General features: G+C 63.7%; 13 protein-coding genes. 6 read left to right on the top strand and 7 right to left on the bottom strand.

Features of this window, described 5'->3' with window-relative positions; genetic code table 11:
- Window positions 1-165: 165 nt before the first annotated feature.
- From ABQZ09_RS09045 to ABQZ09_RS09025, 5 genes are all read right to left on the bottom strand, one after another.
- Window positions 166-396 (bottom strand): hypothetical protein, encoded by a 231-nt coding sequence (locus ABQZ09_RS09045; protein WP_349776709.1) that lies wholly within the window; start codon window positions 394-396, stop codon window positions 166-168.
- A 1,509-nt stretch (window positions 397-1,905) separates the two neighbouring features.
- Complete coding sequence (locus tag ABQZ09_RS09040; protein ID WP_349776708.1) at window positions 1,906-2,217, bottom strand: hypothetical protein; 312 nt, start codon at window positions 2,215-2,217, stop codon at window positions 1,906-1,908.
- Window positions 2,218-2,288: 71 nt separating this feature from the next.
- Window positions 2,289-2,696 (bottom strand): hypothetical protein, encoded by a 408-nt coding sequence (locus ABQZ09_RS09035; RefSeq protein ID WP_349776707.1) that lies wholly within the window; start codon window positions 2,694-2,696, stop codon window positions 2,289-2,291.
- A gap of 398 nt (window positions 2,697-3,094) precedes the next feature.
- On the bottom strand, window positions 3,095-3,418 hold the full coding sequence (locus ABQZ09_RS09030; RefSeq protein WP_349776706.1) for a hypothetical protein: 324 nt from the start codon (window positions 3,416-3,418) through the stop codon (window positions 3,095-3,097).
- A 31-nt stretch (window positions 3,419-3,449) separates the two neighbouring features.
- Entirely contained in the window at window positions 3,450-3,866 is a 417-nt protein-coding gene (locus ABQZ09_RS09025) for a hypothetical protein (protein WP_349776705.1), read from the bottom strand.
- A gap of 123 nt (window positions 3,867-3,989) precedes the next feature.
- Here ABQZ09_RS09025 and ABQZ09_RS09020 point away from each other — a divergent pair, with 123 nt between their 5' ends.
- Window positions 3,990-5,075, top strand: coding sequence for an integron integrase (locus tag ABQZ09_RS09020; protein ID WP_349776704.1), 1,086 nt, complete (start codon window positions 3,990-3,992; stop codon window positions 5,073-5,075).
- Between the two features lie 239 nt (window positions 5,076-5,314).
- Here ABQZ09_RS09020 and ilvD read toward each other — a convergent pair whose 3' ends face one another.
- Window positions 5,315-7,153 (bottom strand): dihydroxy-acid dehydratase, encoded by a 1,839-nt coding sequence (gene ilvD, locus ABQZ09_RS09015; protein ID WP_349776703.1) that lies wholly within the window; start codon window positions 7,151-7,153, stop codon window positions 5,315-5,317.
- A 390-nt stretch (window positions 7,154-7,543) separates the two neighbouring features.
- On the opposite strand from ilvD, the gene ABQZ09_RS09010 reads away from it, so the two are divergent.
- The gene (locus ABQZ09_RS09010; protein ID WP_349776702.1) at window positions 7,544-8,914 is read left to right on the top strand and encodes a glycoside hydrolase family 5 protein; all 1,371 of its coding nucleotides are present in this window, start codon (window positions 7,544-7,546) and stop codon (window positions 8,912-8,914) included.
- Between the two features lie 55 nt (window positions 8,915-8,969).
- Window positions 8,970-9,236 carry a YkgJ family cysteine cluster protein gene (locus ABQZ09_RS09005; protein WP_081419535.1) on the top strand — a complete coding sequence of 89 codons (267 nt, stop codon included), beginning with the start codon at window positions 8,970-8,972 and terminating at the stop codon, window positions 9,234-9,236.
- Window positions 9,237-9,527: 291 nt separating this feature from the next.
- Here the strand turns inward: ABQZ09_RS09005 and ABQZ09_RS09000 are convergent, their stop codons facing one another.
- Window positions 9,528-10,073: a gamma carbonic anhydrase family protein gene (locus ABQZ09_RS09000; protein WP_039408784.1), complete on the bottom strand. Its 546-nt coding sequence runs from the start codon at window positions 10,071-10,073 to the stop codon at window positions 9,528-9,530.
- A 778-nt stretch (window positions 10,074-10,851) separates the two neighbouring features.
- Here ABQZ09_RS09000 and ABQZ09_RS08995 point away from each other — a divergent pair.
- From ABQZ09_RS08995 to ABQZ09_RS08985, 3 genes are all read left to right on the top strand, one after another.
- Window positions 10,852-12,162: an MFS transporter gene (locus tag ABQZ09_RS08995; protein ID WP_349776701.1), complete on the top strand. Its 1,311-nt coding sequence runs from the start codon at window positions 10,852-10,854 to the stop codon at window positions 12,160-12,162.
- A 141-nt stretch (window positions 12,163-12,303) separates the two neighbouring features.
- Window positions 12,304-13,545 (top strand): cyclic di-GMP phosphodiesterase, encoded by a 1,242-nt coding sequence (locus ABQZ09_RS08990; protein WP_349776700.1) that lies wholly within the window; start codon window positions 12,304-12,306, stop codon window positions 13,543-13,545.
- 497 nt (window positions 13,546-14,042) lie between these two features.
- Window positions 14,043-14,519 (top strand): MarR family winged helix-turn-helix transcriptional regulator, encoded by a 477-nt coding sequence (locus ABQZ09_RS08985; protein WP_039408776.1) that lies wholly within the window; start codon window positions 14,043-14,045, stop codon window positions 14,517-14,519.
- The last annotated feature ends 123 nt before the right edge of the window (window positions 14,520-14,642 follow it).

The raw sequence follows: 14,642 nt of genomic DNA, 5'->3' as shown, positions 1-14,642 counted from the left end.
GCCCAACAGCTGGCCAACATCGATATCATCAACCCCGGACTCTAAACCTGGCCGCTACTCAGGGCGGGGGGACGTCGAACGGTGGGCAAGATAGTTGCGCAGCCTGAGTGCGGAAGCCAGATCCTGACTAAGGTTGTCTGGTACGCCTGTAACGGCGGCTAAAGCTCAGATCAATCTTCCAAGGGTAAGTTCAAACTTAGACTCCATAAAGGAATCGACTAACTCCTCCCATTCGGATCTGCTTTTCGCCTTATGACGCTCATTGGGGATGAGGTCAAGCATCACTAGCGCATTGACCAATCCATGCTCTAAGCATTGTACTTGATAGATGGCCAAGCCAAACCGCGCATAGATTTCCTTGACTTGCTCTCCATGATCTTCCGGGAAGTCTTCCATGATCTCTAACACCTGAGTTAAGCCGCGCCGCAAAGCGGTGTCGGCTGGACGAATAGTTAGCGCTCATCTCAACTTTACGAATGTGCCGCCAACGTTGACATGCACCGCTCTGACGCTTGGACTTTCCACAGAGAAATAATTAGCGCTTCTGCTGCGAGCTCCATTGCCTCTGGAGCGAAAGCGAGACGCCTTGCCCTCATTGAGGACCCCCTGAATCATTTCGAGTTCTGAGACGTCCAACTCCCCAGCTCCACGAACATTGTGTTCGCTGCCGCCGGAACTTAGTCGAAACGTTCCGTCGACTGTGCACGGCCAGACCTCGTCGCCGTCTGCCAAGGTGAAGTAGAACGCTTCGGACAATAGAACCGTGACCATGAGTGCTAACACCTGAGTTAAGCCGCGCGGCGTAGCGGAACAAACAGTGGCACGCTTTTCGGTGCCACCGTTTGTTTAGCGAAGCTGCGTCGGCTTGAACGAATAGTTAGGTCCTGCCCCCTGGCGGATAAGGAAGACCCTCTATATGTGCCTCCACGACCTTACTGGGAGAAAGACCAAGCTCTACCAGCTTATCGCCGTACAGCTTGATCAGGTTCCATGGGCAGCCGATGTCTTGGCACGGCCCATCTGGGTCTCCTTGATGCTCAAATTCTAAATGGAAACACAGCCAATGCATCCCCTCAAATGTATCGAAGTCGGCCGCATAGATTCGACCGGTCGACCGCAGCGACGGCAGTTTTTGTGTGAGTCGCTCATGGGCCTCCTGCAGGGCCTAACGCTTGAATTAAGCCGAACTGCGAAGCAACTTCGGCTTGAATGAGTTGTTAGGCAGTGAGTGGCCGCAGAGGTTGGATGTTGCAACCATGCTCCCCAGCACTGCCGCCTGGACCGAGTGTGCCACAGCTTGTGGGACGGAGCTTGCCTTAGCGGTGCAGCGGCGCGTGATGCTACCGACGCCAAGCACAATAAGCACAGCGCGGAAACAACGTACGAAAACGAAGCACCAAACCTTCCGACACAAGAAACGGTGATGATTGCTACCCGGAGCGCATGCGCGCCAGACAACTCATCGAAGCTGCATTCACCAATGCATTTACCCCGCCACGGCCTAACGCTTGAATTAAGCCGAGTTGCGAAGCAACTTCGGCTTGAATGAGTTGTTAGGCAGTGAATGGCCGCAGAAGTTGGATGTTGCAATTTGCTCCCCAGCACTGCCGCCTGGACCGAGTGTGCCACAGCTCGCGGGGGTGGAGCTTGCCCAGCGGTGCCGCGGCGCGTGATGCCACCGAAGCCCAATGCAACGAGCGCAGCCTGGCAACGACGTGCCAAGGCGAAGCACTGAACTTGCCGCAACCAGCGACGATGATGACGACTGCCCGGAGCCGACCGCATGCACACTAGCGAACTTACTGAAGCGGCAACCACCAACGCATTTGCTCCACCCCGACCTAACGCTTGAATTAAGCCGAGTTGCGAAGCAACTTCGGCTTGAATGAATTGTTAGAACTCACTTTATCGAAGTGGATACACGTGAAATCGGTGCGCACCAGTGCGCTCCACGACCACTTTGTCTCCAGGCTTGAGCTGATGAACTTCGAAGAACTCACGCACCCAAGCGCGGCGCCTAAAGATTTTCTTGTCCCCAGCGATATCTGTTTCGACAGGCTCACCGATGCCTGAGTGAACCTCCAATAGCTGTGGCGCCTGATCAGCATCCGATCCGCCGCCAATAGAGTTGGCAGGAAAGAGGCCATAGATGCTGGAAAGGTACAGATGATGGTGGTCCAGGTTTGGTTGGTTGATTTCGATGATTCCGTATCGCAAGAAATCGCTCCTGTGAGTGCTAATGCCTGAATTAAGCCGCGCCGCGAAGCGGCGTCGGCTTGAATGAATTGTTAGGGCGCATCAGGGAGACCGAGATATGCCCTGTTTGCAGCAGTTACAGGCGCCAAGAGTGCCAAAAGTTGCTGCGCCAGATCACGGATCGGCTCCCAAGCCGGATTTTGCATCGCTGCAAGATTTGCGGCGCGACCAGACCCGAACGGCATCTCATTTACAGGGATGGGATCTATTGCCGCTAGAAACTCAAGAATGGCCGCCTCTTGTTGCCCTGTAAGGAGACCGGAGCCGATCAAGTAGTGGCCGGCAAGCGCATCATCCCGTAGCTCCCACACGGTGTTGTAGTCGCCCATCAACTCGCACTGCTTATCGGCCGAGTCGGCAAGCGCCCCAAGGGCAAAGACGAACACGTCATAGGCGTTGTGAGACGCTTCTAATGTTGAAATTTGCGATGGATGAGACATGCGCCCTAACGCCTGAATTAAGCCGACACGCGAAGCGGGTTCGGCTTGAATGAATTGTTAGGCTCCAGCCGAAGCCACTTGGAGGCAAGTATCCCAAAGTACGAAGTTATCTGTCTCTGCCGACCTCAAGGACGTGAGTGGACTCGGGTCGACGCCCCAACGCCTAAAGACCACCAGGAGTTGCCGAACTGTGTCAGCGCTGACTGGTGAGGCTAACTCCAAGTCCAAGGTGGTGCCCGCACCAAGGATGTTCTTGTACTCGGGTAGCGAGTACAGCCAGTTGAAGAATTGATCCTCATCCTCAGGGACAAAGAATGTTGGACCTTTGAAAGAAACGATCATGAGCCTAACGCCAGAGTTAAGCCGAGTTGTGAAGCAACTTCGGCTTGAATTAATTGTTAGAACTCACTTGATCGAAGTGGATACACGTGAAATCGGTGCGCACCAGTGCGCTCCACGACCACTTTGTCTCCAGGCTTGAGCTGATGAACTTCGAAGAACTCACGCACCCAAGCGCGGCGCCTAAAGATTTTCTTGTCCCCAGCGATATCTGTTTCGACAGGCTCACCAATGCCTGAGTGAACCTCCAATAGCTGTGGCGCCTGATCAGCATCCGATCCGCCGCCAATAGAGTCGGCAGGAAAGAGGCCATAGATGCTGGAAAGGTACAGATGATGGTGGTCCAGGTTTGGTTGGTTGATTTCGATGATTCCGTATCGCAAGAAATCGCTCCTGTGAGTGCTAACGTTTGAATTAAGCCGAGCCGCGAAGCGGGTTCGGCTTGAATGAATTGTTAGGGCTCAGTCTTGCTAGAACGTAGCCTGCTAAGGCGTACAACATAGAGCGCAACATACCCCACGGCTCGATCAACTCACTGACTTGTGCACCGAATGCCAAAGATAGAGCCATGTCGATGAGCTGTACTAGCAAGAATGCAGCAATGACATGCCAGGCTCTACGAGTCGGAGCATCAGCGGCAAGGCGCCAGTAGCAGACGACTGCAATGAGACCAATTGCAACGCGCCGAAAAAGACGGGCTTTCTCCACTAGTTGATCGATGGTCGCCGGATCAATCTCCGAATGAGCCATCCAGACTCCGCTAAGAACACCAATACCATTGGCTAGGATCATGAGAAGAGCGGACCATCCAATGATGCGCTTCCAGTTCACAGCACTTTCCTCCTGAGCCCTAACAAATATTGGACCGCCGAAATGCGGTGTTGCACGGAGTATCTTCGATCGCTGGCGCTTTGTGAACGGGGGAAATCCTAGCCGGGGTTACGGGATTGCACGATGGCAAGCGGTCGCGACCATATGGATACTTTCAGTGTTATCCAGCAAGGACGCAGGCGTATGAGATACACCCCCCAAAACAACGGCGTAACAGTACCTCCACCGCTTCGGCTACTCGATCAGGTGCGTGACCGCCTGCGGGTTCGGCGCTACAGCCTACGCACCGAGCAGGCGTATATCAGTTGGATACGACGCTTCATCCTGGCCAGCGGCAAGCGCCATCCGGCCCAGATGGGGCAGGCGGAAGTCGAGGCGTTCCTGACGCGGCTGGCCACGGATGGCCGGGTGTCTGCGGGCACCCAGAACCAGGCGTTGGCGGCGCTGTTGTTTCTTTACCGCGAAATGCTGCGCATCGAGCTGCCGTGGATGGAAAACCTGGTGCACGCCAAGCGGCCCAGGCGCATTCCGGTAGTGCTTTTGCGCGAGGAGGTGGCACGTCTGCTGGCGGTGCTGGAGGGGCGGTGCTGGCTGATGGCCAGCCTGCTGTACGGCAGCGGGATGCGGTTGATGGAATGCCTGCGCCTGCGCATCAAGGACGTGGATGCCGCGCGTGGCGAGATCGTGGTGCGCAATGGTAAGGGCGGCAAGGACCGACGGGTGCCGTTGCCGCACAGCCTGCGGGAGGCGCTACAGCGGCAACGCGAACGCGCACTGTTAGTGCATGCGGCGGATCTGGCGGCCTGTGCCGGTCGGGTCTTCTTGCCGCACGCGTTGGTGCGCAAGTATCCCAATGCCGACGTTGAGCCGGGGTGGCAATATCTGTTCCCGTCTGTGCGCCGGTTGCGGGATCCGCGCAGCGGCCGGCCTGGCCGGCACTATGTCTCTGAAGAAATTCTGCAGCGTTTGGTGCAGTCGGCACGGCAGCAGTCTGGCATCGTCAAGCCGGCGACCTGCCACACATTGCGGCATTCGTTCGCCACCCATCTGCTGGAGGCCGGCCACGATATCCGCACCGTACAGGAACTGCTGGGGCACAAGGACGTGAGCACCACGCAGATCTACACGCACGCGGTGCGTCGGCGGTTCGCAGCCCGTTGGATGGGCTGGGCAGTGTTGGTGGCGGAGTGTGAGCTGCCGTGCAACTGATGCAGCGGATGGCCGCTTGCTGCCAAGCAAGCAACCATGATTGCGCCTGAGACACGCGTTTCAGACTCGATTGTGCGCGATGACGGCAGCCAGTTGCTGCACTGGCCGAGCGCGACCCACCCCACGTTGCGCGCATCGCAGATGGGCGCGAATGCATCCGTGAGGCACGACGTACCACTCCTGCACAACTGCGCTGTGCGGCCATCTGACGCCTGTTCGATCTATCGTAGCGGCCAGCCTCAACCGTCCAACAACGCCTTATCCCGCACCGCACCCTTATCCGCACTCGTCGCCAACAACGCATACGCTTTCAACGCGGTGGTGACCTTGCGTGGGCGCACCTCCACCGGCTTCCAGCCCTTGGCATCCTGCTCGGCGCGACGGCTGGCGAGTTCTTCGTCGGACACCTGCAGATTGATCGAACGGTTAGGAATGTCGATCAGGATCTTGTCGCCGTCGCGCACCAGGCCGATGGCGCCGCCTGCGGCGGCTTCCGGTGAGGCGTGGCCGATCGACAGGCCCGAGGTGCCGCCGGAGAAGCGGCCGTCGGTGAGCAGGGCGCATTGCTTGCCCAGCCCCTTGGATTTGAGATAGCTGGTGGGGTAGAGCATTTCCTGCATGCCGGGGCCGCCCTTGGGGCCTTCGTAGCGGATCACCACGATGTCGCCGGCTTTCACTTCGTCGGCAAGGATGGCCTTGACCGCCGAATCCTGGCTCTCATAGACGCGGGCGTTGCCTTCGAACACGTGGATGGATTCATCCACGCCTGCGGTCTTCACCACGCAGCCGTCGCGGGCGATATTGCCGTACAGCACGGCCAGGCCGCCCTCCTGCGAAAACGCATGCGCCACATCGCGAATGCAGCCCTCGCCACGGTCGGTGTCCAGGGTGTCCCAGCGTGTGGCCTGGCTGAAGGCAATCTGCGTGGGAATACCGGCCGGGCCGGCCTTGTAGAACGTGTGCACTTTCTCATCGTCGGTCTGGGTGACGTCCCATTGCGCGATGGCGTCGGCCAGCGTGCGTGCGTGCACGGTGGCTGCGTTGGTATGCAGCAGCCCGCCACGCGCCAGCTCGCCAAGGATGGCCATGATGCCGCCGGCGCGATGCACGTCTTCGATGTGGTATTTCGGCGTATTTGGGGCGACCTTGCACAGCTGCGGCACGCGCTTGGAGAGGCGGTCGATATCGCGCATGCCGAATGCCACCTCGCCTTCCTGCGCGGCGGCGAGCAGATGCAGGATGGTGTTGGTCGAGCCGCCCATGGCGATATCCAGCGTCATCGCATTTTCGAAGGCCTCGAAGGTGGCGATGCCGCGTGGCAGGGCGGTGGGGTCTTCGGCGCCGTACCAGCGGTGACACAACTCCACCGCCACGCGCCCGGCGCGCAGGAACAGTTGCTCGCGGTCCGCGTGCGTGGCGACAACCGTGCCGTTGCCCGGCAGCGACAGGCCCAGCGCTTCGGTCAGGCAGTTCATCGAGTTGGCGGTGAACATGCCCGAGCAGGAGCCGCAGGTGGGGCAGGCGCTGCGTTCGAACTCGGCCACCTTTTCATCGGAGGCGCTGTCGTCGGCGGCGATCACCATCGCGTCGATCAAATCGAGCTTGTGCTCGGCCAGCTTGGTCTTGCCGGCTTCCATCGGGCCGCCGGAGACGAACACGGTGGGGATATTGAGCCGCAGCGCGGCCATCAACATGCCGGGGGTGATCTTGTCGCAGTTGGAAATGCACACCAGCGCGTCGGCGCAATGCGCGTTGACCATGTATTCCACCGAGTCGGCAATGATCTCGCGGCTGGGCAGCGAATACAGCATGCCGTCGTGGCCCATGGCGATGCCATCGTCCACGGCAATGGTGTCGAACTCCTTGGCCACGCCGCCGACGCGTTCGATCTCGCGCGCGACCAACTGGCCAAGATCCTTCAGGTGCACATGCCCGGGCACGAACTGGGTGAACGAGTTGGCGATGGCGATGATGGGCTTGTGGAAGTCGCCGTCCTTCATGCCGGTGGCACGCCACAACGCGCGCGCGCCGGCCATGTTGCGGCCGTGGGTGGAGGTCTTGGAGCGGTACTCGGGCATGGCGAATTCGACGGCTAGTCAGCGAGCGATGGCTGGCAATTAGACCGCACGGCGACTGTTGCTGCTGCAACCGTCACCGCCAAGCGGGGGCGCAACAGGTCCAGGCGCAAGGCATTGCAGGCGCGTGGTTGCGTGCGCGAGCGGCGCTCGCATGCACGGCACCGTTGGCGGGCGGTCGTTGTGTCTGCCTGCCTCCGGCTGCAACGCGGGCACAGCGGGTGCGTGGCTGTCATGTAATGCGATGTAAACGTATGCGCCGTTTCATGCAGTGACAGCCTGCGAACCGGGTCGCAGACGCGACCGCGCCGCGTCCGCACCATGGCGCCAGGCCGGTGCGCATAGGGGAGCAGCACCGCCATGGATCCCACCACGGCACCGCAGGAGGCGCCCATGTCCGACCATCCACATCCCCGCCGCCGCTCCAGCACGGCGTGCTCGCATCCTCCCGACCAGACGCTGGCAGCAGCCGGTGGCATCACCCGGCGCCGTGTTCTGCAAGGCGTCACCGGCGCCGCAGTGCTGGCATCGGTGGGGTGGGGCGGCAGCGCCGCTGCGCAGAGCGCCACCTTGCCCTTCGCCGGCTTGAACCTGTCCGGGCTGGCGTCCAACAGCTATGTGGACAATGCCGAGATCGGCACCCACTACCGCGCCATCACCGCACAGCACGTGGCCGCGGCCGGGGCCTGCCCGTTGTTCCGGTTGCCGACCACGGCGGCACGCTTCACGCGCGGGCAGGGCCTGTCGTTGAACGAAACCTACTGCGCGCAGGTGCAGGCGGCGCTCGACAACATCGCCGCGCGCGGCAAACGCGCGATTGTGGAATTGCACGACTACATGCGCTTGCCGCAGCGGGTGGCGGCCAAGTCGGGCTACCGGCGCGATGCCAGCGGCGCCATCATCGATGCGCGCGGCAACCGCATCGACAATCTGGTCGACCCCGCACTCTGGGCCGACACCTATCCGCTGCGCAGCTTCGGCTACCAGGGTTACTTCGATCGCCGCGACGGGCTGCTCAAGCTCTACGAGTACCGGGTGATCGGCACGCCAGGCTGCACGCTCTACAACGAGGCCGGCTTGCCCGACCTGTGGGCACGCATCGTCAATCGGTTCCGGCAGCATCCGGCCGTATTCGGCTGGGGCGTGATGAACGAGCCTTACCAGGGCAAGGAACTCAATGCCGATGGCAGTGTGTTGTCGATGGCGGCACACTGGCAGAAGACCGCCACTGCGTGCTGCAAGACCATCGTCGATCGCGACCGTGACCACTTCGTGTTCGTGTGCGGCAATGGCTATGCCAGCGCACGGCTCTGGCAGGAGGATTCGATGAGTCTGTTCGACATCCCCGACCCCTACGCGCGCATCGTCTACGAAGCGCATAACTACCTGGACAGCAACGGGGCGGGCGGCGGCAACTGGATCGGGCCTGGCGGGCGCGACGAGGTGATCCGGCCGGACACCGGCATCGAGATGGTGACGCCCTTCATCGATGCGTTGCGGCATGCCGGCAAGCGCGGCTACCTCGGCGAGCACGGCTACCCGGCCGGCAATCGCAGCGCGGAGGTCGCTACCACGCGCATGCTGGCCCATCTGCAGGCGAACAATATCCCCAGCACGCAATGGTGCTTCGGCCCCGGCTGGCCGGATGACGACGTGCTCGGCATGAGCCGCGACGTGGGCGCGGACATTCAGGCCAAGGGCAATCTGGCCGCGGTGCAGGCGTTCTTTGGCGTGCGCGTGCCCAGCTATGTCCCGCCACGCTAGCCGCCGACGATAACCGGCCGCCGCCGGACCATGGGCGGCGGTTTACACTGCAGCAATGCCCATGGACATCCCGTGCCGCGCCGGCTGCGCGGCGTGCTGTATTGCGCCGTCGATCAGTTCGGCGATCCCCGGCATGCCGCATGGCAAGCCGGCCGGCGTGCCGTGCGTGCAGCTGGACGGGCAGGGCCGATGCCGGCTGTTCGGGTTGCCAACGCGGCCGTTGGTGTGTGGCAGCCTGCGTCCTTCCGCGGAGATGTGTGGGAGCTCGCGCGCCCAGGCATTGGCCACCCTCGCCGCGCTGGAACACGCCACGCGGCCCTGAGCCGCGTTCTGCAGGCACAGGCACGTGAGGCACGCGCACAGCGCTGCCGCGCATCGCGTCCAGGCCTCGGCCGGCAACAGGCATCCTTCGGCCAGCGCGGTCTCTTGGTCTACGCGCATGCCTGCCGTCGTGCCGTGCGCGCATGCGATGCATTCGCTCGGAAGCCCGGGCATTGGCCGGCCGCTCGATTCGCCTGCTCGCCTTGCGCGTGGGTAACTGCTGCGCCAACGCTCGGGCGCTCACGCGTTCGTTGCCATCACCACGCGTGCGATGGCGCCTGGTGCGGCGTGCTCAGTGGGCGGCGGGCGTGCCCAGATACTGATCCTTGAGCCGCACATAATGCTGGGCGGAGTAATGCAGGCTTTCGATTTCCTTGTCGCTGAGCGTGCGTGCCGGACGCGCAGGATTGCCCAGCCACAACTCGGCCTCGCCGACGACCTTGCCCGGGCCGACCACCGCACCGGCACCGACAAAGCCATAGCGCTTGACGGTGGCGCCATCGAGCACGCACGCGCCCATGCCGATCAGGCACAGGTCCTCGATGGTGCAGGCATGCAGGATGGTGCCGTGGCCGACGGTGACGTCTTCGCCGATCACGGTCGGGTAGCCGGCCTTGTTGAAGGGGCTGTGGTGGCTGACGTGGATGATGGTGCCGTCCTGCACGTTGGTGCGCGCGCCGATCTGCACATGATTGACGTCGCCGCGGATCACCGTGCCCGGCCACACCGACACGTCATCGCCCAGGCTCACCTTGCCGATGATGGTGCAGGCCGGGTCGATGTAGACGCGCGCGCCCAGCTGAGGGGTGTGGTCCAGAAATGGGCGAATCGGGGTCACGGCACTCTCCGGCGGGTCAGCGTGCCACCGACTGCAGCACCGCAGCATGATACCTGCGCGGTGCTGCTGGCTGCCGCAGGCATGACCCGCGCGACAGCGGGCATGTGTGGATGAGCAGCCTGTTGCGATGTGCAGGCAAGCGCGGACTGCGACCGTGAAGATAAGCGCCTCTGGATGTTGGATGTCGCAACGCGTTGACCGGCGGCACTTGGTGCGCGATCGATCGACCGGCCCGCCGGCCTTGGTCATCGCACCGCGACATCGAACGTGCGCGGTGATGTTGCCCGTGCTGCGATGAATCGCACGACGCGTGTGCTGTTGCACGTCACCAGGTGACTGGTGGCCGAGGACTGCCTGCAGCAGCCATCCCGGCGCATGCGCCTGCGCATCGCACGACGGCGCGCATGAACCGCCGCGCCTTTGCCGCCGGCATCGACGCACCACGCGACAAGCCAGGGCGCTGCGGCCAGGGGCATCGATGTCGGCACGCAGGGTGCGGCATGCGTGCGCATGCCGTTGGCGCACCTGGCTCACCGACCGAACGTGTGGCTGGGCAAGCGAAGCGGCGGCCCGCAGCGTCCGATTAGCGCACAGCCGTGCGCTGGCCCGGCTTGAACAGTGCGTGCGATGGGCCTAGCGTGCGTGCAGTCATCGCACTGCCGTGTTCGCTAGGCGTTGCCTCGCCTGCGCGCACGGCAGTGTGCCCGTCCACGGCGGTGCCATGCCGCGGCCGTGCACACGTGATCGGTACCGGCCCTTCCATGCACAGGACATGCCCATGCTCCAACGCACCGCAGACGCTGCGCCCTTCGTATTGGAGCGCATGACGCCCTTCCAGTGGCGGGCAGTGGCGGTGTGCGTGTTGTTGACCATGCTCGATGGCTTCGACGTGATGGCCATGGCCTTCACCGCGCCGCATGTCTCGGCCGACTGGCAGTTGTCGGGCAAGCTGTTGGGGGCATTGTTCAGTGCCGGGCTGGTGGGCATGGCGGTGGGCTCGCTGCTGCTGGCGCCGCTGGCAGACCGCATCGGGCGCCGTGCGCTCACCCTGATCTGCCTGGCCATTCTCACGGTGGGCATGGGCGCGTCTGCCCTGGCCGGCAATGCCTGGCAACTGGGCGCACTGCGGGCGTTCACCGGGTTGGGCATTGGCGGCATGCTGGCCTGCGTGGCGGTGACCGCGGCCGAATACTCCACTGCACGCTGGCGTAGCACCGCCACCGTGCTGCAGGCGACCGGCTACCCGGTGGGCGCGACGCTGGGTGGTGTGATTGCGGCGCTGTTGCTGCAGCAGTGGTCGTGGCCAGCGGTGTTCTGGCTGGGCGCGCTCGGGTCGCTGCTGTGCGTGCCGCTGGTGCTGCTGTTTTTGCCGGAGTCGCTGGAATTTCTGATCGCCCGTCGCCCGGCCGGGGCGCTTGCGCGCTTCAACGCCGTGCTGGCGCGCATGGCCATGCCGCCGCATGCGCGGTTGCCGCCGCTGCCGGTGCAGACCGATGCGCAGACGCATGGCTATGCGGCGTTGTTTGTCGGGGCGCTACGGCGGCAATCACTGCTGATCGCACTGGCTTTTTTCCTGCTGATGTTCTCGTTCTACTTCGTGCTCAGCTGGACTCCCAAGCTGTTGGTGAATGCCGGGCTGTCGGCCGCGCAGGGTGTCACCGGCGGGGTGTTGTTGAACCTGGGCGGCATTGTCGGCGGCAGCCTGTTCGGTTGGCTGGCCTTGCGCGCGCGGCTGTCGTGGCTGACGGCCGGTGCCCTGCTGCTGGTAGCGGCGGCCATGGTCGCGTTCGGGCTGAGCAGCACGGTGCTGCGCTGGGCCTTTGCCAGCGCGTTGCTGACCGGCGCCGCCATGACCGCGGCGATGGGCGGGCTGTATGCGGTAGCGCCGGTGGTCTTCCCGGCGGCGGTGCGCTCCACCGGCATGGGCTGGGCGATCGGCGTGGGGCGCGTCGGCGCGATCCTGTCGCCGCTCTGCGCGGGCGTATTGCTGGACGCCGGGTGGTCGCCGGTGCGGCTGTATCTGGCCTGCGCGGTGCCGCTGCTGTTTGCTGCGGCCGCGGTGCTGGCGATGCGCCTGCCGCATCGCTGAATCGCTCAGCCGAGCGCGGCTGGCCGCTGCGTCGCACGGGGTGGTCGGTGGTCAAAGAAATCGAGTCGGTTGCCGATAACCACGAAGACCGCCAAGCCTGCGGCGGCCTCATCCGTGACCCTCGTGCAGACCAGTGCCGGCATGCTCAGAACCATCGACTCCGACCAACTCCGTCCCGGCATGTATGTGTGCAAGCTGCTGGGCGCGTGGGTGCATCATCCGTTCTGGAAGACGTCGTTCCTGGTCGATTCGCAGGACGTGGACAAGATCCACGGCAGCCGGATCGAGCAGCTGGTGATCGACACCGCGCGCGGGCTCGACGTGGACACCGGCGCATCCACGCCCGCACCCGAGGCGATCGACACGCCATCGCCGCCGCCCGTACCGGAGCCACCGGAGCCGGCGTCCAGCCCGCGCGGTGTGCGTACCAACAGCGTCACCGCGCAGGTCGGCATCGAGGCCGAAGTGGTGCGCGCACGCAAGATCTTCGAAGACGGCCGCGACACGGTGGAGGCGATGTTCCGCGACGTGCGGCTGGGGCGCACCGTCGACACCGAGGCGGCGATGCCGCTGGTGGAGGCCATCAACGATTCGGTGCTGCGTCATCCGCAGGCCCTGATCAGCGTGGCGCGGCTCAAGACCGCCGACGATTACACCTACCTGCACTCGATGGCGGTGGCCGGCCTGATGAGCGGGCTGGCGCGTCAGCTCGGTTTGCCCGAGCCGCAGGTCGTGGAAGCGGCGATGGGCGGCCTGCTGCATGACATGGGCAAGGCGGTGACGCCGCTGGACATTCTCAACAAGCCCGGCCGGCTCACCAACGACGAAATGGACATCATGCGCCAGCATCCGCTGGACGGGCATCGGTTGCTGGTGGCCGGCGGCGTGCAGAACGCGGTGGTGCTGGAAATTGCGCTGCACCATCACGAAAAGATGGATGGCAGCGGCTACCCGAACCGTCTGGCCGGCGAAGAGATCTCGCTGATGTCGCGGATGGGCGCGGTGTGCGATGTCTACGACGCCATCAGCTCCGACCGCCCGTACAAGCGCGGCTGGGATCCGGCCGAATCGCTCAAGCAGATGGCGTCATGGAAAGGCCACTTCGACCCGGCGATCTTCCAGGCCTTCGTGCGCCGGCTGGGGATCTATCCGGTCGGTTCGCTGGTGCGTCTGGAATCGCAGAAGCTGGCCGTGGTGATCGAACAGACGCCCGACGCGCTGCTCAAGCCCAAGGTACGCGTGTTCTATTCGGCCAGGCTGCGCAGCCATGTGCTGGTGCAGGACATCGACCTGTCGCGCCCCGACTGCCAGGACCGCATCGCGCAGATGGAAAGTCCGGGCGACTGGGGCTTCCGCGATCTGGAGAAACTCTGGCTGCCGTAAACGGCGGCGTCGTCTGCTGGCCGTGCAACGCCCGCGGCTCTGAGCGTGTGTGTGCGCCGCCGGCGCCTGACGGACGCCGGCGTGGCCCGGTAGAGGCAGCAACGTGTCGCACCGCTTCGCGCACCGGCTGGCCTTCGTCCGCTCCGCGAGCTAGCGGACGCGACCATGCTGCGGTGCAGCTTGGCAATGTAGTTATGATCCATAACTATTCCGGAACGCAATCACATGCCGACCGGATCCCATGTCCACTCCGTGCCCGGATCACCGCCGTCCCCCGCGCATCGCAGCACCGCTGCCGCGCAGCCGGGCGCGCGCGTGGAAGGCGGCAGCGGCCGGTGCGCAGGCAGACATCTGCACAGCGCAAGCGAGGGCGGGCGGCACGTCCACATCGGTACGGCCGGCCGCGTCTACAATGCGGTGCACGCCGGGGATCGGCGTTGCGGACCGGGCGCCTGGGGCGTCCCGTGCCGCCCGCTGCCTTTGTCGCGAGAACCCTCATGTCCGCTACCGCCGCCGTTGCACCGTTGCCCGATGCCGTCACCACGGTGGACCAGGCGCGCCTGTTGCGGCTGCTGGGCTACCGCATCACCCGCACCGAGTTGCTGGTCCGGCGGATGTTTCAGGACTGCGTGGCGGCCTTCGATCTGAAGCCGGTCGACTTTTCGCTGCTGATGCTGGTGGACGGCAACCCGGGGATCAACCAGCGCCAGATCGGCGATGTGCTGCATGTGTCGCCGCCCAACCTGGCCATCGTGGTGGCGCGCCTGGTCAAGCGCCGCCTGTTGCGGCAGGTGCGCGGGCGCCAGGACCGGCGCATGCAGCATCTGTCGCTGACGCCGGCCGGCGTCACCCTGCTGACCGATGCCGAAGCCGAGGTGCTGCGCATGGAGCGGCAGCTCAGTGCCGTGCTCGGCACCAGCGAGGCGCCGTTGCTGCGCGCGCTCGATCGCCTGGACCGGCTCGACTCGCCGTAAGCCGCGCGCTGCAGGCCAGCGCCTGGCAGCGTTTTCCTTCGCACATCCTGTTTGCACGTGCTGTGTACAGCGCGGCGCTGCCGCCTGCCTGACGCGTGCCGTCTGGCACGTCCTGTTGTTTCC

Origin of the sequence: Xanthomonas sp. WHRI 6106 (assembly GCF_040202405.1) — a bacterium.
GTDB lineage: Bacteria > Pseudomonadota > Gammaproteobacteria > Xanthomonadales > Xanthomonadaceae > Xanthomonas > Xanthomonas cannabis.
Note: the sequence above shows the minus strand (reverse complement) of the source record. Positions and strands in the feature narration are given on the sequence as shown.